Below are 21,235 nucleotides of genomic sequence, written 5' to 3' on the forward strand. Positions count from 1 at the left end.
CTCTTCGCCACCTGTTGCAAGGAGTACATATGAACACGCCCCTTTCCCGTCGTACGGCCCTCCAGGCCGCCGGTGCCACCGCGCTCGCCGCCGGTCTGTCCGGGCTCACCGCCACGGCGGCGCACGCCGGCGACGGCCACAACTTCCCTCCCAAGCTGGTGACGTACTCGCGTCCCGCGACCATGCCGACCAACACCAGCTTCCAGGTGCGGGTCCGTACCGCCCCCGACGGCGCCTGGCAGACCCTCGACATCTACCGGCCGCAGTTCGAGGAGATCAACGCCACCACCGGGTCGGGCAAGGTCTACAACTCGTCGATGGCGTACTTCGACTTCAACGGCTCGGTCGAGATCGAGGTGACGTACCTCAAGGGCGGCACCACCAAGGCGCGGGTGAGACCGGACGCGCTGGGCATCAAGCCCGAACTCCTCGGCGACACCCTGCGGTTCACCCTCGACGAGCCCAAGGACGTCGTCGTCCAGATCAACGACGAGATCTTCGACGCCCTGCACCTCATCACCAACCGCGTCGAGCACCACGCCCCGTCCGCCGACGACCCGGGCGTCATCTACTTCGGCCCCGGCGTCCACACCGTCACCGGCAACGTCCTCACCGTCCCCAGCGGCAAGACCGTCTACCTCGCCGGCGGCGCCGTCCTGACCGCGCAGGTCTACTTCAAGGACGTGGAACGGTCCAGACTCATCGGCCACGGAGTGCTCTACAACAACCCTGGCGGCGCCATCCTCTGTGAGGGCAGCAAGAACATCCGGGTCGAGGACGTCATCATCCTCAACCCGGCCGGCTACGCGGGCACGTTCGGCGAGAGCGACAACGTCCACATCAAGAAGGCGCGCGCGTTCAGTTCGAAGGGCAACGGCGACGGCTTCGACGTCTTCTCCTCGACCCGGATCACCTTCGACGGCTGCTTCATGCGCAACTCCGACGACTGCATCGCCATCTACTGCCACCGCTGGAACTACTACGGCGACACCCGCGACATCACCGTCAAGAACTGCACCCTGTGGGCCGATGTCGCCCACCCGATCAACGTCGGCACGCACGGCAACACGGACGCGCCCGAGACGATCGAGAACCTCGTCATCAAGAACATCGACATCCTCGACCACCGCGAACCCCAGATGAACTACCAGGGCTGCATCGCCCTCAACCCCGGCGACTCCAACCTCATCAAGAACGTCCGTATCGAGGACGTACGGATCGAGGACTTCCGCTGGGGCCAGGTCATCTACATGAAGGTGATGTTCAACACGAAGTACAACACCTCGGTCGGCCGCGGCATCGACGGCGTCTACGTCAAGAACCTCAGCTACACCGGCACCCACGCCAACCCGTCGCTCTTCCTCGGCTACGACGCCGAACACGCCATCACCAACGTCACGTTCGAGAACCTGGTGATCAACGGGCTGGTCGTCGCCGACTCGATGAAGAAGCCGAGCTGGTACTACACCACCGACGCGATCCAGTGGTTCTACAACGAGCACGTCACCAACTTGAAGTTCCTCACGACCGCCGAGGCCGAGGCGGCCGCCGCATCATGACGAGCCCTGCACCCTGGTGGGATCGTCGGTCGGCTGCGGCTCCGTCGTGGCTGGTCGCGCCCCGCGGCGGAGCCGCTGATGAATGCAGCCCCGCGCCCCTTCAGGGCGCTGTCGAGCCGCAGTTGACCAGTCCCGGTCCGCTTGGCCGCCGGGGATTTCTCGGCGGCACCGCCGCCCTGCTGCTGGCCTCGGGCGCGAGCGGACTGCTCGTGCCCGGGCGGGCGGCGGCGGCTCCGGACGACACCGAGGTGCCCTTCTCCCACCCCGGTCTCCTGCACACCGCCGACGACCTCGCCCGCATGAAAGCGGCGGTCGCCGCCAAGCAATCCCCGGTCTACGACGGCTACTTGGCGCTCGCGGCCCACGCCCGCTCCTCGTCCTCGTACGCCGTCCAGAACACGGGCCAGATCACCACCTGGGGCCGCGGCCCCGCCAACTACCAGAACCAGGCCGTCGCCGACTCGGCCGCCGCCTACCAGAACGCCCTCATCTGGTCCGTCACCGGCGACACAGCGCACGCCGACAAGGCCCGCGACATCCTCAATGTCTGGTCCGCCTCGCTCACCGGCATCACGGGTGCCGACGGCCCCCTCGGCGCGGGCCTCCAGGCCTTCAAGTTCGTCAACGCGGCCGAACTACTGCGCCACACCGGCTACGACGGCTGGAGCGCCGCCGACATCGCCCGCTGCGAGGACTCCTTCCTCCGCGTCTGGTACCCGGCGCTCTCCGGCTACACCCTCTACGCCAACGGCAACTGGGACCTGACGTCCCTTCAATCCCTGCTGGCCATAGGCGTGTTCACCGAACAACCCACCCTCTTCTACGACGCGCTCCGCTTCGCCGCGGCCGGCGCCGGCAACGGCAGCGTCCTCCACCGCATCGTCACCGCCGCCGGCCAGGGCCAGGAGAGCGGCCGGGACCAGGGCCACGAACAACTCGCGGTCGGCCTGCTCGCCGACGCCGCCCAGGTCGCCTGGAACCAGGGCGTCGACCTCTGGGGCTTCGACGACAACCGCATCCTCGCCAACGTCGAGTACGCCGCCCGCTACAACCTCGGCGGCGACGTTCCCTTCGTCCCCGACCTCGACCGCACCGGCAAGTACATCAAGCCGTCCGTGTCGGCCGCTTCGCGCGGCAGCCTCCCGCCCATCTACGAGATGGCGTACGCGCACTACGCGGGCGTGCGAGGCCTCGACACCCCGAACACGAAGAACGCCGTCTTCCGAGGTACCGGTGGCACCCGGGTCGTCGAGGGCAGCAACGACGACCTGCCGAGCTGGGGCACTTTCGCCTACGCCGGTGCCACGGCAACCACGCCGACCGTGCCGACACCACCGGCCGGAGTCACGGCCGTCGGCAACGACCGTTCCGTGCAGGTGAGTTGGCTGCCCTCGACCTGGGCCGACTCCTACACGGTCCTGCGGGCGAACGACGTGGACGGTCACTACGAGAGGATCGCGTCCGGGGTCGGAGGACCGACGTACACCGACCGGAACGTGCACGCCGGACGGACGTACTACTACACGGTCGCTGCCTCCAACACCCTTGGGGCAAGTGGTAGTTCGGCATGGGCAGCAGCCTCCGCGGGTCTCCCCGGGCCCTGGTCGACCCAGGACGTCGGGGACGTGAGGATCTCCGGCTCCGCCGTCTTCGACGGTGAGCGCTTCGTCCTGGAGGCGAGCGGCACCGCCGACACCTACCGTCTCGTCCACCTCCCGCTGCGCGGCGACGGCACGGTCGCCGCGCGGATCGTGTGGCCGCTCAGCTCGCAGTACTCCAAGATCGGCGTCACCGTCCGCGCTTCCCTCGGCGCGGACGCTCCGCACGCCTCGATGCTGATCCAGGGGCTGCCGCTGCACACCTGGAGCGGGGTGTTCTCCACCCGGCCCGCTACCGGTGCCGAGATCTCGGCGACCGGCAGTACGCCCGTGCCGCCCGCGCAGCAACAGGCGATCACGACGTCTGCCGCCTTCCCGATCTCCAACCTCGGCACGCTGCCCGAATCGGCGACCCCGCTGGAGGCGCCGTACGTCGAGGGCGCCGGCGACGGCTACCGACTGCGCAAGCCCTATTGGGTGCGGGTGACCCGGGAGGGCGCGCGCTGTACCGGAGCCATCTCACCGGACGGCATCCACTGGACCGAAGTCGGTTCCACCGAGGTCGAGTTGGGGCGCACCGGGTACGCGGGGCTCGTCCTCACCTCCTGCCTCGGTGTCGACCAGGACTACGCCGAGACCGGCACCGGTGCCTTCGACAACGTCAGCGTGACGTCCGCGAGCGGCCCGGTCTGGCACGTGCCCCGCCCGGCCCGCACCGCCACCGACCTGCGGGCCGAAACCGGCGCCGACGCAGTCGAGTTGGCCTGGAGCGACCCGGACCTCTCCGCCGAGTACACGGTCCTCCGCGCCACCCGCGCCACCGGACCGTACAAGACCCTCGCCACTCGCGTCGGCGCGGTCGGCTTCGGCACGCGCATCCGGTACGTGGACGCGACGGGGACGCCCGGAACGACGTACCACTACACGGTCGCGAAGACCAACGCCGGTGGACGCGGGCCGCGTTCGACACCGGTGTGGGCCGTGATGCCGACCCCTTCCGCGCCCCAACTCACCTCCGCGAACGCCGTGTTCACGAACGAAGGAGCTGACTTCCGATATCTGCTGCGGGCCTCGAACCAGCCCGTGCGGTTCACCGCGGACGGCCTGCCCGCCGGTCTGCGCATCGGCCGGCGTACCGGGCTCATCTCCGGTATCCCCACGGAGACAGGGGAGTTCACGGTCGCGACCACCGCCGCCAACGCCTCAGGTACCGCCACCGGCACCCTCGCCCTCACGGTCGGCGCCGCGCCGCCCGCGCCGTGGACGTACGGCGATCTCGGCGACACCGTGCTCGACGACCGTGCCTTCGGGACGCTGGGCGTGGTGGCGATCACCACGCCGGGCAGTACGTCGTACGACGGCGGGACCTTCACAGTGCGGGGCGCGGGCCTGGATCTGAACGCCAACGGCCAAGGAATGACAGGGCAGTTCGTGCGGCAGGCGGTGAGCGGTGACTGTCAGGTCGTCGCCCGCCTCGTCTCCCGGACCGGTGCCACGGCCGACCGGGTGGGGCTGCTCATGGCGAAGTCGTTGTCGCCGTTCGACCAGGCGGCGGGCGTGATCGTCAGCGGTGGGACGACCGCGCAGCTCATGCTCCGCAAGACCGTGGCCGGTGCCTCCGCCTTCACCGGTGGTGCCGCCGTCACCCTCCCCGCCCTGCTGCGGCTGAAGCGCGCCGGGACCGCCTTCAGCGCGACGCTGTCCACCGATGACGGTGTCACCTGGACCCCCCTCGCCGACGGAGAGATCCCCGGCTTCGGCGACGCCCCCTACTACGTCGGCCTGGTGGTCTGCTCGCGCAGCCAACCGGTCCGCTGCACCACGGAGTTCGACGAGGTGAGCATCGCGCCCACCTGATCCTCCACGGATTGGAGATGCACCGCAATGAGCCGCACTTCCCCCCACGAGCACCTCCGCAGAACAGAGTTGAGCCGCCGCGGTCTGCTGAAGTCCGCGGGCGGCCTCACCGCAGCCGTCGCCCTCGGCGGCGCCACGGTGGCCACGACCGCGCACGCGGCCCCGGCCGCCTTCACCCACCCCGGCATGCTGCACAACGCCGGTGACATCAACCGGGCCAAGGTCAGGGTCGCGGCGGGAACCGACCCCTGGCTCTCCGGCTGGAACAAGCTGACCGCCAACTCCCATTCACAGTCGACCTGGACGAACCGGGCGACGGCGACGATCATCCGGGGCGGCGACGGCCAGAACTACAGCCTGCTCTACAACGACATCGCCGCCGCCTACCAGAACGCCCTGCGCTGGAAGGTCGGCGGCACCGAGGCGAACGCCGTGTGCGCCGCGAACATTCTCAACGCCTGGTCGACCACGCTGACGTCGGTCACGGGGAACGCCGACCGGTTCCTCGCGGCCGGTCTGTACGGCTGGCAGTTCGCCAACGCCTGCGAACTCATGCGGGACTACAGCGGGTTCAATCTCGCCGCCGCTCAGCAGATGCTGGCGAACGTCTTCTACCCGCTCAACAACAGCTTCCTCACCAACCACAACGACGCCTGCATCACCAACTACTGGGCCAACTGGGACCTGTGCAACATGGCGTCGATCCTGGCCATCGGGATCCTCAACGAGGACAGCGCCAAGTACGACCAGGCCGTCACCTACTTCAAGTCGGGTGCGGGCAACGGCTCGATCGCGCACGCCGTGCCGTACCTGTACACCGACTCCGACGGCTACGCGCTCGGCCAGTGGCAGGAGTCCGGCCGCGACCAGGGCCACACCGTCATGGGCATGGGGCAGATGGGCGCCGTGTGCGAGATGGCCTGGAACCAGGGCGACGACCTGTACTCGTACGACAGCCGCCGCTTCATGAAGGCCGCCCAGTACGTCGCCAAGTACAACGCGGGCAGTGACGTGCCCTTCACCACCTACACCTGGGGCACCGGGCAGAGCTGCGCCTCGTCGTCCCAGACGGTGATCTCCGCCTCCTCGCGCGGCCAGATACGGCCGGTGTGGGCGATGCTCCACTTCCACTACAACCGCCGGATCGGCCTCGACGACAAGTACATCTCGGCCATGTACTACAACCTCGTCGCACCCGAGGGCGGGGGAGGTGACTACGGCACCGACAGCGGCGGCTACGACCAGCTCGGCTTCGGGACCCTGATGTACGCGAAGTAGTGGCCCGAACTGTCCACGGGTCGGGACCTGTGCCCGACCCGTGGACGCCCTCTTGACCCCGGGCGACGGTGGATCGACACTCCAGTAGGGAATCCTAGTGAACAGGTAGGGAAACATGGGGCGCCTTGAGCCGGTCACCACCAGCCGAGTGGACCGTTCGCCCCTTCTGACCTCCCGCCGTCACATCGATCTGCTGCGGGTCTGCAGCGCCATGAGCCCACTGCGCTGACCCCCTCCACCGTTCGACGACGCTTCCGCCGCGCGTAGGTCCACGCGCCCGTACCCGGGGAGTCCCATGTCCGTCACGCCTCTCGCCGCCGTCCCCTCACCCCGCCCTGCCCCCCTGTTCAGGGGCCGGATCGGGAGCGACGCGCGCAGCGGGCACTACGCCGTGCCGCGCCGCTACCGCCTCCATCTCTCCACCGCCTGCGCCGACGGCCTGCGCATCGCCGTCACCCACAGCCTGCTCGGTCTCGACGAGAGCTGTCCGGCCGTGTTCCTGTCCGCCGTGCCCGACTGTCCGAGCGGTGGACACTCCGCGCTGCGCCTCCTCTATGAGGCGAGTGCCCACCGCTACTCCGGACCCGCCGCCGCGCCCGTGCTCAGCGACGACTGGTCCGGCCGCATCGTCAGCACCCACGCCCCCGACATCACCCGCGACCTCGCCCGGCACTTCGGCGCCGGCGGGCCCGAGCTCTACCCGTGCGGCGCCGAGTCGGAGATCGAGGCCGTCGAGCGGCTCTGCGCGCAGGGCATCGAGGGCGCGGCGCAGCGCGCCGGCGCGGCCGGTGGCGAACAGGCGGAACGCGAGGAGGCGCTCGGCCGGCTGCTGGAGACGCTGGGCTCGCTCGACCGCTGGCTGGAGGGTCGCGAGCACCTGATCCGCGACGAACTCACCTTCGCCGACGTCGAGTTGTGGGTGACGCTGGTGCAACTCGACACCGTGCACCGCTACCACCTGGACGCCGCCGCCGTGCAGCGCATCGCCGACCACCCCCACCTGTGGGCCTACGCCCGCCGGCTGGCCGCCCACCCGGCCTTCGGCACCCATCTGGACCTCGACGGCATCGCCCGCCGCCACCACGCCCACTGCCAGGGCCTGGAGGCCGCCGGTGCCGCCGTCCAGATCCTGGACTGGGCAGCCCATGCCGCGGACGAAACGGGAGCTTGCCGCAGTTGAGCGGCGTCTCCACCGTCCACTTCGTGGACGGCCGTTGACATTCGTTCGGGCAATTGTCTTAACTTGCGGCCAGAACGGTCATGAGCGTCAGCGACAAGCCCTGGCTTGCTGACCGGCAACCCTCGCACGCGGTGGGGTGCCCCAGGTGACGACCGGACCGGATGACGTTTCGGTAAGCGCGAGGCCCTGCGGGGCCGGAACAGTGACAGGTGACGCCATGTACGCAGCTCCCAGGACGGCCACATGCCGCCCGCAGGGCTGCGTACGGTCGTACGCCAACCTGTTCGTCGCCGACCGCGCTGTCGATCTGCTCCGGGTCAGCAGCGCACTGTGTACCGCACCGGGCCGCGCCCGCTGTCGGGCCTGACGACCAGTCGGCCCACGCACCTCTGACGCACACCCGCCTCCGCCGGTGTGCCCGTCCCTTCCCCGCCCCCGGTCCCGTGCACCCGCGCGTGCCGTCCGCCGTCGCGCGTCCGCCGCCACGGACCGGAGTCTGTGAACCCGCCGGAGCCCACCATGAGTGAACCCCCAGGCACCACCATGTCCCTGGCCGACGCCCCCTCGGCCGACGCACCGTCAAAACCACTGACAGCGCAGCGAGTTCAGCCGCTGCGTCGGCCCGGCCGGTGGATCGTCACGCTGGTCGTGCTGGTGCTGATCGCCCAGTTCGTCCACGGACTGGTCACCAACTCCTTCTACCAGTGGGACCGCTTCGGCTACTGGTTCCTGCGCCCGACCATCCTCGACGGACTCGTCATCACCCTCGAAGTGGCCGCACTCAGCGCGGTGTTGGGCCTCCTCGGCGGCATCCTGCTCGCCCTGGCCCGGCTGTCGAAGAGCCCCGTGCTGCGCGCCGCGAGCTGGAGCTATGTGTGGGCGCTGCGCTCCATCCCGCTCATCGTGGTGCTGATCTTCCTCTACAACTTCAGTGCCCTCTACCAGACGCTCAGCATCGGCGTCCCCTTCGGCCCCGCCTTCTTCTCCTTCGACGAGTCGAAGCTGGCCACCGACATGGTCGTCGCCGTCGTCGGACTCAGCCTCAACGAGGCGGCGTACGCGGCCGAAGTGGTCCGCGGCGGCATCCTCTCCGTCGACCAGGGCCAGCACGAGGCGGCCTCCGCCCTCGGCCTCCCCAAGGGCTACCAGTTCCGCAGAATCGTCTTCCCGCAGGCGCTGCGCTCCATCACCCCGAACTACGTCAACCAGCTGATCGGCCTGATCAAGAGCACCTCGCTGGTCTTCTACGTCTCGCTGCTCGACCTGTTCGGCTCCGCGCAGACGATGGGCTCCACCTACCCCGGCGACATCGTGCCGCTGCTCCTGGTCGTCACCGTCTGGTACCTGATCCTGACCAGCGTCGTGTCCGTCATCCAGTTCTACGTCGAGCGCCACTACGCCCGGGGTGCAACCCGCTCCCTGCCGCCCACCCCGATCCAGAAACTCCGCACCGGTGTCACCGATCTGCGGGCCCGCATCCGCAGGGAGACCGCCGTATGACCACGAACACCGTCGAACCGCTGGCGGAGATCACGCCTGCCGCCGTAGAGGTGCACGACGTGCACAAGTGGTACGGCGCGCACCGGGTGCTGGACGGCGTCGACCTGACGGTGCGGCCCGGCGAGGTCACCGTGATCCTCGGCCCGTCCGGTTCCGGCAAGTCCACGCTGCTGCGGGTGATCAACCACCTGGAGAAGCCCGAGATCGGCTACGTCAGCGTCAACGGCGAGCTGATCGGAGTGAAGCAACAGGGCGGACGGCTCAAGGAGTTGAGCGAACGCGCCATCCTCGCGCAGCGCAGCCGGATCGGGTTCGTCTTCCAGAACCTCAACCTCTTCCCGCACCTGACCGTGCTGGACAACGTGGCCGCGGCCCCCGTCGCCACCGGCAGGCTCGGCAAGCCCGAAGCCCTGGAACTGGCAAGGGAGTTGCTCGGCCGCGTCGGTCTCGCCGAGAAGACCGGCGCCTACCCGAGACAGCTCTCCGGCGGCCAGCAGCAGCGCGTGGCCATCGCACGGGCCCTCGCCCTGCGGCCCGGCGTCATCCTCTTCGACGAGCCGACCTCCGCCCTCGACCCGGAACTCGTCGGTGAAGTCCTTTCCGTCATCAAGGACTTGGCGACCAGCGGCACCACCCTCGTCATCGTCACCCACGAGATCGGCTTCGCCCGCGAGGTCGCCGACCGGGTCGTCTTCATCGACGGCGGAAAGATCGTCGAACAGGGCCCGCCCCACGAGGTCCTCGACAAGCCACAGCACGAACGCACCAGGGACTTCCTCAGCAAGGTCCTCTGAGCCACCCGCTCTTCACCTTCACCTTCAACAGCCCTCAACACCGAGCCTAGGAACAGCCATGCCCACTCTCAGCCTGCGCAGCAGAATCACTCGCGGACTCACCGCGGGAACCGTCCTCGCTTCCCTCGCCGGTGGTCTCGCGGCCTGCGGCGGCGACAGTGACGCGGCCACCACGTCCGGCAGTGCCGCCTCCGGCACGGTCACCGTGGGCGCCTTCTCCCTCGGTGCCGCCAAGGAAGCGACGCTCAAGGTCGCCGAAGTGAAGTCGATCAGCGCCGAGTTGCCCAAGGCGATAGCGAAGAGCGGCAAGCTGGAGGTCGGCGTCGGCTTCCTGCCCGCCGGCTCCCCGCCGCTCGGCTACGTCGGCTCGGACCAGAGGACCCTCACCGGTTCCGAGACCGACATCGCCCGCCTGGTCGCCGCCGTCCTCGGCCTCAAGCCGGAGCTGAAGAACTCCACTTGGGAGAACCTCTTCATCGGTCTCGACAGCGGCAAGGTCGATGTCGCCTTCTCCAACGTCACCGACACCGAGGAGCGCAAGGCGAAGTACGAGTTCGCCTCCTACCGCGAGGACAACCTCGGCTTCGCGGTGAAGGCCGACAACTCCTGGAACTTCGACGGCAATTACGAGAACCTCGCCGGCAAGACCGTCGCCGTGGGCGCTGGCACCAACCAGGAGCGGATCCTCCTGGAGTGGAAGAAGAAGCTGGCCGCCGAGGGCAAGAAGGCGCTCACCGTCAAGTACTTCCAGGACAACAACAGCACCTACCTCGCGCTGGCCTCCGGGAAGATCGACGCCTATCTCGCCCCCAACCCCTCGGTCGCCTACCAGGTCTCCTCGACCAAGGGCACGGCCAAGGCGGTCCGCAACGCGGGCACGTACTCCGGCGCCGGATCCACCCTCCAGGGCCTGATCGCGGCCACCGCGAAGAAGAACAGCGGGCTCGCCAAGCCGCTCGCGGACGCCATCAACTACCTGATCAAGAACGGCCAGTACGCCAAGTGGCTGGCCGCCTGGAACCTCTCCAACGAGGCGGTCGCCAAGTCCGAGATCAACCCGCCCGGACTGCCGAAGACCGACTCCTGACCCACCCTCCCAGCAAGGGGACCCCGCCACGCCCCGGCGGGGTCCCCGCCCCGTGCGACCAGTACCGGAGCCGTCACCCGATGTCTTCCACCGCCAGTATCGAAAAGACCACCTCCCACGTCCTGGACAACCCGGCCTGGGCCGCGCTCACCGGTCCGCACACCCACCTCGCCGAACGCGTCGGCCGCGCCGCCCGCTACCCCGTCGACGTGGCCGGCTTCCACGCCGTCACCGACAACGACGACCCGCGCGCCTGGGCCGACCTGGCCACGCTCGTCGGCCACGGCGGAACCGCCGCGGTGCGCGGAGTGAGCGAGACCCCGGACGGCTGGGAGATCGTCCGTTCCGGACAGGGTGTCCAGCTGGTGGACACCGGCCTGCGGGCCGAGCCGGACCCGGAGGCCGTGCGCCTCGGCTCCGACGACGTGCCCGAGATCCTCGACCTGGTGGCCCGCACCGAACCCGGCCCCTACCTGCCCCGCACCGTCGAGATGGGCACCTACCTCGGCATCCGCCACGGAGGCAGGCTCGTCGCCCTGGCCGGGGAACGCCTCCACCCGCCCGGCTGGACCGAGATCAGCGCCGTGTGCACCGACCCCGACCACCGCGGCCGTGGCCTGGCCACTCGCCTGGTCCGCGCCGTCGCCGCCGGCATCAAGGAACGCGGCGACCACCCCTTCCTGCACGCCGCGGCCACCAACTCCAACGCCATCCGGCTGTACGAGTCGATCGGCTTCACGCTGCGCGCCCGTACGGTCTTCTCGCTCGTACGGTTCACCGGCCCGACTTCCGCCGCCGATCCGGAAGAAACGGCATAGGCATGCGGTTGCCCCTTATGCAGCCGGATTCCGTGGAGGTGGAGCACATGTGTGGCGCCGCTGTCCTCCACGTGCGACTCACCACCCGACAGCACATAGACCTGCTGCGCGTGGCCGGCGCGCTCTGTCGCCCCTGACCCCGTTGCCCCAGCCGCCGTGCGCCCGCATTCAGGGCCGGCGATCTCGTACGGACCTCCAGGAAGGCACCACTCGTGTCATCGACCTCCCCTTCTCCCCTGCATCTCGCCGTCGCCCTCGACGGCACCGGCTGGCACCCCGCCTCCTGGCGCGAGCCGGTGGCCCGGCCCCGCGACCTGTTCACCGCCGCCTACTGGGCCGACCAGGTCGCCGAGGCCGAGCGCGGACTGCTCGACTTCGTGACCTTCGAGGACGGCCTAGGCCTCCAGTCCTCGTACTACGGCGAGTTGGACGGCCGCACCGACCAGGTCCGCGGACGCCTCGACGCCGTACTGATCGCGGCCCGCATCGCACCGCTCACCAGCCACATAGGCCTGGTCCCGACGGTGGTGTCCACGCACACGGAGCCGTTCCACATATCCAAGGCGATCGCCACCCTCGACTACGTCAGCACCGGCCGCGCCGGTGTGCGGGTGCAGCTCTCCGCCCGGCCGCACGAGGCCGACCACTTCGGACGCCGCACCTTCGAGCCGATCAGCCTGGAGAGTCTGCGGACCGAGGCCGGACAACAGCGGCTCGCCGAGCACTTCGACGAGGCCGCCGACTACATCGAGGTCGTGCGCCGCCTCTGGGACAGCTGGGAGGACGACGCCGAGATCCGGGACGTCGCCACCGGCCGCTTCGTCGACCGCGACAAGCTGCACTACATCGACTTCGAGGGCCGCCACTTCAGCGTCAAGGGCCCCTCCATCACACCCCGGCCCCCGCAGGGCCAGCCGGTCGTCAGCTCCCTGGCCCACCAGACCGTCCCGTACCGACTGGTGGCCCGTGCCACCGACATCGGCTACGTCACCCCGCACGACACCGACGACGCCCGGGCGATCGTCGCGGAGATCCGCGCCGAACAGCAGGTCGCCGGACGTGCCGACGAACCGCTGCACATCTTCGGCGACCTCGTCGTCTTCCTCGACGAGGACGAGGCCACGGCGGTCGCCCGCCGCGAGCGCCTCGACGCCCTGGCCGGGGAGTCGTACACCAGCGACGCCCGGATCTTCGCCGGTACGCCCGCCCAACTCACCGATCTGCTCCAGGAGTTGCAGTCCGCGGGGCTGACCGGATTCCGGCTGCGGCCCGCCGTCGCCGGACACGACCTGCCGGCGATCACCCAGGGGCTGGTCCCCGAACTCCAGCGCCGGAACGCCTTCCGCCGCGCCTACGAGGCCGACACCCTGCGCGGCCTGCTGGGGCTCGCCCGCCCCGCCAACCGCTACGCCGCCGCCGCGGCCACCGCCTGAGCCGGAGGGACCGTACGACATGAGCAAGCCCCTGAAGCAGATCCACCTGGCCGCCCACTTCCCCGGTGTCAACAACACCACCGTGTGGAGCGATCCCGCGGCCGGCAGCCACATCGAGTTCAGCTCCTTCGCACACTTCGCGAAGACCGCCGAGCGCGCCAAGTTCGACTTCCTCTTCCTCGCCGAGGGCCTGCGGCTGCGCGAACAGGGCGGCAAGATCTACGACTTGGACGTGGTAGGCCGCCCCGACACCTTCACGATCCTCGCTGCGCTCGCCGCCGTCACCGAACACCTCGGCCTGACCGGCACCATCAACTCCACCTTCAACGAGCCCTACGAGGTGGCCCGCCAGTTCGCCAGCCTCGACCACCTCTCCGACGGCCGCGCCGCCTGGAACGTGGTCACCTCCTGGGACGCGTTCACCGGCGAGAACTTCCGCCGCGGCGGCTTCCTGCCGCAGGACGAGCGCTACTCCCGGGCCAAGGAGTTCCTCGCCACCACCAACGAACTCTTCGACTCCTGGCACGGCGACGAGATCGTGGCCGACCAGGCCACCGGCACCTTCCTGAGCGACGCCAAGGCCGGAGCCTTCGTCCACCAGGGCCAACACTTCGACATCCACGGCCAGTTCAACGTCCCGCGCTCCCCGCAGGGCCGGCCGGTCATCTTCCAGGCCGGCGACTCCGACGAGGGCCGAGAGTTCGCGGCCTCCTCCGCCGACGCCATCTTCAGCCGGTACAGCACCCTCACCGAGGGCCAGGCCTTCTACACCGACGTCAAGTCCCGCCTCGCCAAGTACGGCCGCAGGTCGGACCAGTTGCTGATCCTCCCGGCCGCGACCTTCGTACTCGGCGACACCGACGCCGAGGCCGAGGACCTCGCGAAGGAGGTGCGCCGCCAGCAGGTCAGCGGCGCCACCGCCATCAAGCATCTGGAGTTCGTCTGGAACCGGGACCTCTCCTCCTACGACCCCGACGGCCCGCTCCCCGACATCGACCCGGACGTCAGCGACAACCACATCTCCAAGGGCCGTGCCCAAGTCCGCATGTACCGCGACCCGTTGGCCACCGCCCGCGAGTGGCGCGAGCGGGCCGCCGCCAACAACTGGTCCATCCGCGACCTGGTCATCGAGACCGGCAACCGCCAGGCCTTCATCGGCTCCCCGGCCACCGTCGCGAAGACCATCAACGACTTCGTGCAGGCCGACGCCAGCGACGGCTTCATCCTCGTCCCGCACATCACCCCGACCGGCCTCGACCCCTTCGCCGACAAGGTGGTCCCGCTCCTCCAGGAACAGGGCGTCTTCCGCGCCGACTACGAGGGTCCGACCCTCCGCGACCACCTCGGCCTCGCCCACCCCGACGAGGTGCGCGAGGACCGGGCGGCGTCGTGAAGTTCCTCGCGATCACCCTCATCGTCCACCGCCCCGACCCGGTCACCGGCATCCAGAAGCCGACCCACGAGCGATTCCGTGAGGTCCTCGAAAACGCGCTGCTGGCCGAGGAGTTGGGCCTCGACGGCTTCGGCGTGGGGGAGCGGCACGAGCGGCCCTTCATCTCCTCCTCGCCGACCGTGGTCCTCAGCCACGTCGCCGCGCTCACCCGCCGCATCCGCCTCTTCACGGCGGTCACCACGCTGAGCCTCCTCGACCCGGTCCGGGCCTACGAGGACTACGCGACGCTGGACCATCTCTCCAACGGACGCCTGGACCTGATCATCGGCAAGGGCAACGGCACCGCCCAGCGTGAGCTGTTCCACGTCACGCCCGAGGACCAGTGGGAGCGCAACGCCGAGAGCTACGAGGTGTTCCGGCAGCTCTGGCGGCAGGACAAGGTGACGGCGAAGACCCGGTTCCGCCCGGAGTTGAAGGACGCGGAGGTGTGGCCGCGGCCCTACCAGCAGCCGATCCGGGTCTGGCACGGCAGCGCCATCAGCAAGGAGAGCGTCGACCTGGCCGCCCGCTACGGCGATCCGCTGTTCTCCGCGAACGTCACCAACCCCATGGAGCCGTATGCCGAGTTGATCCGCCACTACCGGGAGCGGTGGGAGCACTACGGCCACGACCCGGCGGACATCGCGGTGGGCGCCGGAACCGCAGGCCTCTACGTGGCACCCACCACCCAGGAGGCGCTGGCCGTCTACCGTCCGATCTTCGAGAGCAACCTGGCCTTCCAGAAGCAGGTGGGCCTGCCCATCGTCTTCGAGACCCTGGAGGACTTCGTCGAGCGCAGCTCCGCGCTGATCGGCAGCCCCCAGCAGGTCATCGACAAGGTGCACCGCCACCACGAGCAGTTCGGGCACACCGTGCTCCATCTGCACGCGGACGCAAGCGGCTTGACAGACCGTCAGCACCGTGACTCGCTGGAGCTGTTCGGGTCGGCGGTGGCTCCCGTGCTGCGCAAGGACATCCCGGACCCGCCGTTCGACTGGGGCCCGGTACTTCCGGAGGCGTCCACCACCGAGGAGCCCGCGCATGCCTGACATTCCTCTCGGCGTCCTCGACCTGGTCCCGATCTCCTCCGGCTCCACCGCACCCGAGGCCCTGCGCAACTCCATCGAACTCGCGCGCAGAGCCGAGGAGTTCGGGTACGCCCGCTACTGGTTCGCCGAGCACCACCTCAACCCCGGGGTCGCGGGCACGTCCCCCGCGGTGGTCCTGGCGCTGACGGCGTCCGCGACCTCCACCATCCGGCTCGGCTCCGGCGCCGTCCAGCTCGGCCACCGCACCGCGCTGTCCACGGTCGAGGAGTTCGGCCTGCTCGACGCGCTGCACCCGGGCCGCTTCGACCTGGGCCTGGGCCGCTCGGGCGGCCGACCGTCACCCCCGCTGCCCTCGTCGACCCCGATCGTCGACGGCCGGGCCCCCAACGGCCTGCACATCCCGCCCCGTTTCTCCTTCGAGTTCCTCCTCGGCTCACCCCGGATCGCGCTCCAGCGCAAACTGCTCCTGCTGCCCAAGGCCGAGTCCCAGGAGTACGGCGAGCAGATCGACGACGTCCTCGCACTGCTGGCCGGCACCTACCACTCCCCGGAGGGCGTCGAGGCCCACGTCGTTCCGGGCGAGGGCGCCGACCTGGAGCTGTGGATCCTGGGCAGCAGCGGGGGCACCAGCGCAGAGGTCGCGGGCCGCAACGGCCTCCGCTTCGCGGCGAATTACCACGTCAGCCCCGCCAGCGTCCTTGAGGCGGCGGACGGATACCGCGCCGCCTTCCAGCCCTCCGACGTCCTCGACAAGCCGTACCTCAGCGTCTCCGCCGACGTCGTCGTCGCCGAGGACGACGACACGGCACGCGAACTCGCCACCGGCTACGGCCTGTGGGTGCGCTCCATCCGTACGGCGGAGGGCGCCATCAAGTTCCCGACCCCCGACGAGGCCCGCGCCCACGTCTGGACCGACGAGGACCGCGAACTCGTCCAGGATCGCATCGATACCCAGTTCGTCGGCTCACCCGCCCGGGTCGCCGACCGACTGGAACAACTCCAAGAGGCGGTCGGTGCCGACGAGTTGCTCATCACCACCATCACCCACGACCACACGGACCGGGTGCGCTCGTACGAACTCCTCGCGGAAGAATGGCGCCGCCGGGGTCACTCCTCCCAGTCGAGCTGATGCTCCGGGGTCCCCACCGAACGCCCGTACGCGACCGCTTCGGCGCGGCCCGCTTCGTCGCCGCGCCGATAGCGGAACACTTTCCCCGCGAAGACGACGACCCGTTCATCGCCGACAGTGAAGTCGGCGTACCAGCCATTGGCCGGCTCCAGCGCGGCGGCAAGGCCTTCCGCGATCGGACCCGAGGCGCTGTCGTCGTCGGTCTCCCACTCGATGAACGTCCAGGCGTCGGGCTGCCCGGCCGTCGCACTCGCCGAGTTGTCGACCCGCTCGACCTTCCGGATACGCAGCCCGTGCGGTGCGAACACGGCACCGGGGCGCAGGCTCTCGCCGAGAACGTAACCCGTGATCATGACCTGTCTCCTTCTCGACTCCGTACGGCTCTCTGTCATGATCGATGCCATGGACGTCCGTATCGAACCTGCCGATGTCACCGACCTCCACCAGGTCTTGGAGGACCACGCACGCTACTGGGGAGAGCGTGACCTTCGCGCGCTCCATCTCACCGCGCTGGTGCAGGAGTTCGGGTCCACCTGTCTGGTCGCCAGGGCCGACGACGGCATCCGTGGGTACCTCTTCGGGTTCGTCACGCCGGACCACACCGGATACGTGCACCTGATCGCGACCCGGGACGACGCCCGCGGCACCGGTCTCGGCCGCAGCCTCTACACCGCGTTCACAGAGGCCGCCGAACGGCAGGGCGCGGTCCGCCTCAAGGCCATCACCTCGGTCACCAACGAGGGTTCGATCGCCTTCCACCGCACCCTCGGCTTCGACGCGCGGGTGGTCGAGGACTACGACGGGCCGGGCCGCCCCCGTGTCGTCTTCACCCGTGAGCCGGCGTCCCGCTAGCGCCGCACCGGTCCAGCAGCCGCCGTCCGCCCTCCCCGGCGAACCACTCCGCGTGCCCCACGTAGTACTCGTACGCCAGCCGGGTGTTCTCGGCCGATCGCGTCACACCGTGGAAGTAGCCCAGCTCGGAGAGCGCGAACTCGGCGTGGACCAGGGGGAGTAGCGCGGGGAGCGCCTTCGACTCGGTGGGGCTGAGCGGGCGTACGGACCGGTAGCCGTCCAGGAGCGCGAGCGCGTCCTGCTCACGGACCGGGAAGCCGGGCTGGAGCCACTGGACCGTGTTGCGTTCGATGGCGGTGGCCAGGTCGTGCACGGCCGTAGTGCGGTCGCTCATGCCGAAGTCCAGCGCTGTGGCGACCGAACCGTCCTCGTTCCAGAGGAGGTTGGAGGCGTGCCAGTCGTTGTGGGTCCACAAGGGATCCAACCCCTGAAGGTGCGGGGCCAGTTCCTCGTGCAGTGGGAGCAGGACCCGTCGGGTGTCCTCGCGCCACGGGAACTCAGCCAGCCCCTTTGCCAGGTGGGGGCGCTCCTCCACATGGCGCTCCAGCTCCGTCTGCGGGTCTGCCGAGGCGAACACCGTGAACGACGCGACCAGCGGCTGCGCTTGGCGGCGCGGTGCGTCGAAGCCCTCGGCCGCGAGGTGCAGGCGGGCCAGCGCCTCACCCGCCGCGCGCGCGTGGGCGGAGGTGTTGAACGGGGACCAGGACAGGGCATCGCGGTAGAGGTCCGTGCCGGTGCCGGTCGAGTGCACCTCGTACGTCCACTCGCCGCGCGCCGCCGCGTCCAGCACCTCGACCACGGGTGCGCCGCGCCGCCGTAGATGCCGTAGGAAGGCGTGTTCCTCGGTCAGGCCCTCGACCGTGCGGACGGTGACATGGTGGCGTTTCACGAACACGCGGCGTCCGTCCTGTTCCACCACGGCCGCCGCCGACAGGGGGCGTGGGCTGCGCCAGATCACCTGGGCCGGGCCCACGATGTCGGTCACCTCGGTGTCCGTCAGGGGCGGCCAGTCGGGGGCGACCGGGTCGGTGCCCAGGCCGTGGGCGAGGTGTGAACTCACGCTGTTCTCACCGCCGTTGTGCCGCGCAGGGCGTCCAGGACGCGGCGCTCGGTCGCGGCGAAGTCCGGGTTGGTGAAGTCGTCGGCGCCGCGCGGGCGGGTGAGCGGGACCTCGACGTGGTCGACGATCGTGGCCGGGCGCGGGGACAGGACGTGGACCGTGTCCGCGAGGAGGACCGCCTCGCGGATGTCGTGGGTGACCAGGACGACCGTCCAGCGGTGGCGCTGCCACATGCCGGCCAGCCACAGTTGCATGTCGGTGCGGGTGAGGGAGTCGAGCGCTCCGAAGGGTTCGTCGAGCAGGAGGACCGGTCGTTCCAGGACGACCGTGCGCAGCAGGGCCGCGCGTTGCCGCATACCGCCGCTGAGTTGGGACGGGTACGCCTTCTGGAAGCCGTCGAGGCCGAAGTCCGCGAACAGGGCGTCGGCCCGGCGCCGGGCTTCCTTCTTCCCGACTCCCTGCGCCTCAAGGCCCAGTGCCGTGTTGTCGAGCACGGTCCTCCAGGGGAAGAGGAGGTCCTTCTGCGGCATGTAGGCGACCTTGCCGGACTCCACTCCGGCCGGTTCGCCCTCCACCAGCACCTGGCCCGACGTGGGGCGGTCAAGGCCGGAGACCAGGTTGAACAACGTGCTCTTGCCGCTGCCGCTCGGGCCGATGACGGCCGCGAACTCGCCCTGTTCCACGGAGAGTTCGAGATCCCGCAGGACCTCCAGGGAGCCGAAGGACTTTCCGACGCCCTCGATACGCAGACTGCTCATGACGACCTGTCCTCCTTCAACGCCCGTTCCCACGGGAGTACCAGCCGTTGCAGCAGGTAGGTCGCACCGAACAGGGCGATGCTCAGCGCGGCCGTCACCGCGACCGCCGCGAACACCAGGTCCGTACGGAACGCGCTCTTCTGCGCCTGCATGTAGATCCCGAGACCCGCCTCCGCACCCGCGTACTCGGCGAAGACGGCGCCGACGACGGCGTAGGTGATGCTCACGCGGAGCCCGGCGAAGAAGTACGGCATCGCGCTCGGCACCCGGACCAGCCGGAACGTCCGCCACCGGCCCGCGCCCAGCGAGCGCAGCAGCCGCATCGCCTCGCGGTCGGTCGCCGCGAAGCCCGCCGCGAGGTTGGCGGCGAGCGGGAAGAACGTCGTCAGCGTCACCACCAGCATCTTCGGCAGCAGCCCGAAGCCGAACCAGATGATCAGCAGCGGCGCGACGGCCACGACCGGGATGGTCTGCGAGGCGACGAGCAGCGGGTACAGGCCCCTGCGAGCGGCCGAGGAGAAGTCGAGGAGGACGGCCACCAGCCAGGCCGCCGCGAACGACAGCGCGAAACCGAGCAGCGTCTCCTGGAGGGTGGGCAGCGTCTGGTCCCACAGGTCCTGGCGGTTCAGCCAGCCCTGCTCCACGACCCTGGTGGGGGAGGGGAGCGTCGTCGGATCGACGCCGGCGGCGGCGACGTAGAGCTGCCAGCCGCCGAGGAGCACGGCCAGGACGAGGAGCGGCGGCCACAACGACCGCAGGAGCGGCCTCACTTGGCGTCCGGGAGGTAGGCGTTGGTGAAGAACGCCGAGGCCTTCGGGGCGGAGGTGAGCTTCTTGCCGTTGGCGTCCACGAGCAGGCCCGCCTTGTACTCGAAGTCCGCGAATGCCTGCCAGCGCTCCGCGCTCTGTGTGCCGATCGAGCCGTTCGTGCCCTTGTAGTACTCCTTGGCGAGCAGCGCCTCGCTCTCCTGGACCAGCTTGGTGTTGGTGAGCACGCTCTTGTTCGCCGAGATGAGCAAGTCGGCTGCCTGGGAAGGGTGTTCGGCGGCGTAGCGGTAGCCCTTGTCGACGGCCGCGAGGAACTTCTTCGCGAGCTCGGGGTTCTTCGTCAGGAACTGGTCCGAGGACGCGACGAGCGTCGAGTAGACGGCCGGGAAGCCGTAGTCGGAGAGCTGGAAGTTCTTGAGCGGCTTGCCGTTCAGCTCCGCCTCCAGGCCCTCCCAGGTCGGCATCGGCATCGCGAAGTCCGCCTTGCCCGCGTAGAGCGCCTGGTACGCCGAGGTGTTGAGGGTGACCTGCTTGAAGTCGCCCTTGCCGCCCGCGTTCTGGATCACCTTCCGCAGCAGCGGCTTCTCGTACGGGGCGCCGAAACCGGCGTAGGTCTTGCCGTCCAGGCCCTTCGGCGAGGTGATGTCGCTGCGGTCGGCGCGCACGGCGATCGTCACGTCGGTCTTCTGCGTCACGGCATAGACGGAGGTGATGTCCTGGCCGGCGGCCCGGGCGGTGGTGATGCCCTCCTGGTAGGAGATGCCGAAGTCCGCCTTGTGGTTGGCGATCAGGGTCTCGGGCGCGGTCGAGCCGTACGGCACGATCTTCAGGTTGATCCCGGCGGCCTTGAACCAGCCCTTGGCCTGGGCGACGTAGACGCCGGTGTGGTTCGTGTTGGGTGTCCAGTCCAGGGCGAGGGTGACGGTCGTGGTGCCGTCCTTCGCGGCGGCCGTGGAGTCGGCGGAGCAGCCGGTGACGGCGAGGAGGGCGGTCGCGGCCATGACGGACAGGGCGGTACGGCGATGCATGTCGGGTCCTTCGAGGGGTGGGAGGGCTGGCGGGTCGGTCCGGTCAGGGCCGACAC

Annotated in this window: 20 protein-coding genes and 1 riboswitch; of the genes, 15 read left to right on the forward strand and 5 right to left on the reverse strand. The window is 69.6% G+C overall.

Going from position 1 to position 21,235, the window contains the following annotated elements; translation table 11 throughout:
* Positions 1–29: 29 nt before the first annotated feature.
* The 14 genes from ACWDEW_RS41465 (at position 30) to ACWDEW_RS41530 (ending at position 16,714) form a co-directional block, all read left to right on the forward strand.
* Positions 30–1,559: a glycosyl hydrolase family 28 protein gene (locus tag ACWDEW_RS41465; protein ID WP_450520403.1), complete on the forward strand. Its 1,530-nt coding sequence runs from the start codon at positions 30–32 to the stop codon at positions 1,557–1,559.
* Positions 1,560–1,681: 122 nt separating this feature from the next.
* The gene (locus ACWDEW_RS41470) at positions 1,682–5,014 is read left to right on the forward strand and encodes an alginate lyase family protein (RefSeq protein WP_450520404.1); all 3,333 of its coding nucleotides are present in this window, start codon (positions 1,682–1,684) and stop codon (positions 5,012–5,014) included.
* Between the two features lie 27 nt (positions 5,015–5,041).
* Complete coding sequence (locus ACWDEW_RS41475; protein ID WP_450520406.1) at positions 5,042–6,292, forward strand: alginate lyase family protein; 1,251 nt, start codon at positions 5,042–5,044, stop codon at positions 6,290–6,292.
* 115 nt (positions 6,293–6,407) lie between these two features.
* Positions 6,408–6,521, forward strand: a complete 114-nt coding sequence (locus ACWDEW_RS41480; protein WP_317880146.1) for a putative leader peptide — start codon at positions 6,408–6,410, stop codon at positions 6,519–6,521.
* Positions 6,522–6,587: 66 nt separating this feature from the next.
* Positions 6,588–7,472 (forward strand): glutathione S-transferase C-terminal domain-containing protein, encoded by an 885-nt coding sequence (locus ACWDEW_RS41485; RefSeq protein ID WP_450520409.1) that lies wholly within the window; start codon positions 6,588–6,590, stop codon positions 7,470–7,472.
* Positions 7,473–7,548: 76 nt separating this feature from the next.
* Positions 7,549–7,657, forward strand: a riboswitch (SAM riboswitch).
* Between the two features lie 334 nt (positions 7,658–7,991).
* Positions 7,992–8,972, forward strand: coding sequence for an amino acid ABC transporter permease (locus tag ACWDEW_RS41490; protein WP_450520411.1), 981 nt, complete (start codon positions 7,992–7,994; stop codon positions 8,970–8,972).
* Positions 8,969–9,766, forward strand: coding sequence for an amino acid ABC transporter ATP-binding protein (locus tag ACWDEW_RS41495; RefSeq protein WP_450520413.1), 798 nt, complete (start codon positions 8,969–8,971; stop codon positions 9,764–9,766). The genes ACWDEW_RS41490 and ACWDEW_RS41495 overlap by 4 nt, the downstream gene beginning before the upstream one ends.
* A gap of 58 nt (positions 9,767–9,824) precedes the next feature.
* Positions 9,825–10,853, forward strand: a complete 1,029-nt coding sequence (locus ACWDEW_RS41500) for an ABC transporter substrate-binding protein (RefSeq protein ID WP_450520415.1) — start codon at positions 9,825–9,827, stop codon at positions 10,851–10,853.
* An 80-nt stretch (positions 10,854–10,933) separates the two neighbouring features.
* On the forward strand, positions 10,934–11,671 hold the full coding sequence (locus ACWDEW_RS41505; RefSeq protein ID WP_450520417.1) for a GNAT family N-acetyltransferase: 738 nt from the start codon (positions 10,934–10,936) through the stop codon (positions 11,669–11,671).
* A gap of 47 nt (positions 11,672–11,718) precedes the next feature.
* The gene (locus ACWDEW_RS41510) at positions 11,719–11,808 is read left to right on the forward strand and encodes a putative leader peptide (RefSeq protein ID WP_353963778.1); all 90 of its coding nucleotides are present in this window, start codon (positions 11,719–11,721) and stop codon (positions 11,806–11,808) included.
* A gap of 75 nt (positions 11,809–11,883) precedes the next feature.
* Complete coding sequence (locus ACWDEW_RS41515; protein ID WP_450520419.1) at positions 11,884–13,104, forward strand: LLM class flavin-dependent oxidoreductase; 1,221 nt, start codon at positions 11,884–11,886, stop codon at positions 13,102–13,104.
* A 19-nt stretch (positions 13,105–13,123) separates the two neighbouring features.
* Entirely contained in the window at positions 13,124–14,497 is a 1,374-nt protein-coding gene (locus ACWDEW_RS41520) for an NtaA/DmoA family FMN-dependent monooxygenase (RefSeq protein WP_450520421.1), read from the forward strand.
* A complete protein-coding gene (locus tag ACWDEW_RS41525; protein ID WP_450520423.1) occupies positions 14,494–15,585 on the forward strand; it encodes an LLM class flavin-dependent oxidoreductase in 1,092 nt (363 codons plus the stop codon). The genes ACWDEW_RS41520 and ACWDEW_RS41525 overlap by 4 nt, the downstream gene beginning before the upstream one ends.
* Complete coding sequence (locus tag ACWDEW_RS41530; RefSeq protein ID WP_450520425.1) at positions 15,578–16,714, forward strand: LLM class flavin-dependent oxidoreductase; 1,137 nt, start codon at positions 15,578–15,580, stop codon at positions 16,712–16,714. Before ACWDEW_RS41525 ends, ACWDEW_RS41530 begins: the two co-directional genes overlap by 8 nt.
* On the opposite strand, the gene ACWDEW_RS41535 is transcribed toward ACWDEW_RS41530, so the two are convergent.
* Positions 16,693–17,067: a hypothetical protein gene (locus tag ACWDEW_RS41535; RefSeq protein ID WP_450520427.1), complete on the reverse strand. Its 375-nt coding sequence runs from the start codon at positions 17,065–17,067 to the stop codon at positions 16,693–16,695. The two genes, ACWDEW_RS41530 and ACWDEW_RS41535, sit on opposite strands and share 22 nt — an antisense overlap.
* A 49-nt stretch (positions 17,068–17,116) precedes the next feature.
* Between ACWDEW_RS41535 and ACWDEW_RS41540 the strand changes: the two genes are divergently transcribed.
* Positions 17,117–17,566, forward strand: a complete 450-nt coding sequence (locus ACWDEW_RS41540; protein WP_450520480.1) for an N-acetyltransferase family protein — start codon at positions 17,117–17,119, stop codon at positions 17,564–17,566.
* On the opposite strand, the gene ACWDEW_RS41545 is transcribed toward ACWDEW_RS41540, so the two are convergent.
* The 4 genes from ACWDEW_RS41545 to ACWDEW_RS41560 are packed head-to-tail and all read right to left on the reverse strand — an operon-like array spanning position 17,541 to position 21,179.
* Positions 17,541–18,626: a phosphotransferase enzyme family protein gene (locus ACWDEW_RS41545; protein ID WP_450520429.1), complete on the reverse strand. Its 1,086-nt coding sequence runs from the start codon at positions 18,624–18,626 to the stop codon at positions 17,541–17,543. The genes ACWDEW_RS41540 and ACWDEW_RS41545 overlap by 26 nt on opposite strands.
* Positions 18,623–19,384: an ABC transporter ATP-binding protein gene (locus tag ACWDEW_RS41550; RefSeq protein ID WP_450520431.1), complete on the reverse strand. Its 762-nt coding sequence runs from the start codon at positions 19,382–19,384 to the stop codon at positions 18,623–18,625. The genes ACWDEW_RS41545 and ACWDEW_RS41550 overlap by 4 nt, the downstream gene beginning before the upstream one ends.
* Complete coding sequence (locus ACWDEW_RS41555; RefSeq protein WP_450520433.1) at positions 19,381–20,154, reverse strand: ABC transporter permease; 774 nt, start codon at positions 20,152–20,154, stop codon at positions 19,381–19,383. The genes ACWDEW_RS41550 and ACWDEW_RS41555 overlap by 4 nt, the downstream gene beginning before the upstream one ends.
* Positions 20,151–21,179 (reverse strand): ABC transporter substrate-binding protein, encoded by a 1,029-nt coding sequence (locus tag ACWDEW_RS41560; protein WP_450520435.1) that lies wholly within the window; start codon positions 21,177–21,179, stop codon positions 20,151–20,153. The genes ACWDEW_RS41555 and ACWDEW_RS41560 overlap by 4 nt, the downstream gene beginning before the upstream one ends.
* Positions 21,180–21,235: the final 56 nt, after the last annotated feature.

It is taken from the genome of Streptomyces sp. NPDC001100 (assembly GCF_053598575.1).

Excerpts from the sequence above, each read along its gene's own strand:
- ACWDEW_RS41530 (WP_450520425.1), top strand. The coding sequence starts at position 15,578 with ATGCCTGACATTCCTCTCGGCGTCCTCGACCTGGTCCCGATCTCCTCC.
- ACWDEW_RS41475 (WP_450520406.1), top strand. The coding sequence starts at position 5,042 with ATGAGCCGCACTTCCCCCCACGAGCACCTCCGCAGAACAGAGTTGAGC.
- ACWDEW_RS41535 (WP_450520427.1), bottom strand. The coding sequence starts at position 17,067 with ATGATCACGGGTTACGTTCTCGGCGAGAGCCTGCGCCCCGGTGCCGTG.
- ACWDEW_RS41520 (WP_450520421.1), top strand. The coding sequence starts at position 13,124 with ATGAGCAAGCCCCTGAAGCAGATCCACCTGGCCGCCCACTTCCCCGGT.
- ACWDEW_RS41560 (WP_450520435.1), bottom strand. The coding sequence starts at position 21,179 with ATGCATCGCCGTACCGCCCTGTCCGTCATGGCCGCGACCGCCCTCCTC.
- ACWDEW_RS41505 (WP_450520417.1), top strand. The coding sequence starts at position 10,934 with ATGTCTTCCACCGCCAGTATCGAAAAGACCACCTCCCACGTCCTGGAC.
- ACWDEW_RS41510 (WP_353963778.1), top strand. The coding sequence starts at position 11,719 with ATGTGTGGCGCCGCTGTCCTCCACGTGCGACTCACCACCCGACAGCAC.
- ACWDEW_RS41480 (WP_317880146.1), top strand. The coding sequence starts at position 6,408 with ATGGGGCGCCTTGAGCCGGTCACCACCAGCCGAGTGGACCGTTCGCCC.
- ACWDEW_RS41500 (WP_450520415.1), top strand. The coding sequence starts at position 9,825 with ATGCCCACTCTCAGCCTGCGCAGCAGAATCACTCGCGGACTCACCGCG.
- ACWDEW_RS41485 (WP_450520409.1), top strand. The coding sequence starts at position 6,588 with ATGTCCGTCACGCCTCTCGCCGCCGTCCCCTCACCCCGCCCTGCCCCC.
- ACWDEW_RS41465 (WP_450520403.1), top strand. The coding sequence starts at position 30 with ATGAACACGCCCCTTTCCCGTCGTACGGCCCTCCAGGCCGCCGGTGCC.
- ACWDEW_RS41540 (WP_450520480.1), top strand. The coding sequence starts at position 17,117 with ATGGACGTCCGTATCGAACCTGCCGATGTCACCGACCTCCACCAGGTC.
- ACWDEW_RS41495 (WP_450520413.1), top strand. The coding sequence starts at position 8,969 with ATGACCACGAACACCGTCGAACCGCTGGCGGAGATCACGCCTGCCGCC.
- ACWDEW_RS41550 (WP_450520431.1), bottom strand. The coding sequence starts at position 19,384 with ATGAGCAGTCTGCGTATCGAGGGCGTCGGAAAGTCCTTCGGCTCCCTG.
- ACWDEW_RS41490 (WP_450520411.1), top strand. The coding sequence starts at position 7,992 with ATGAGTGAACCCCCAGGCACCACCATGTCCCTGGCCGACGCCCCCTCG.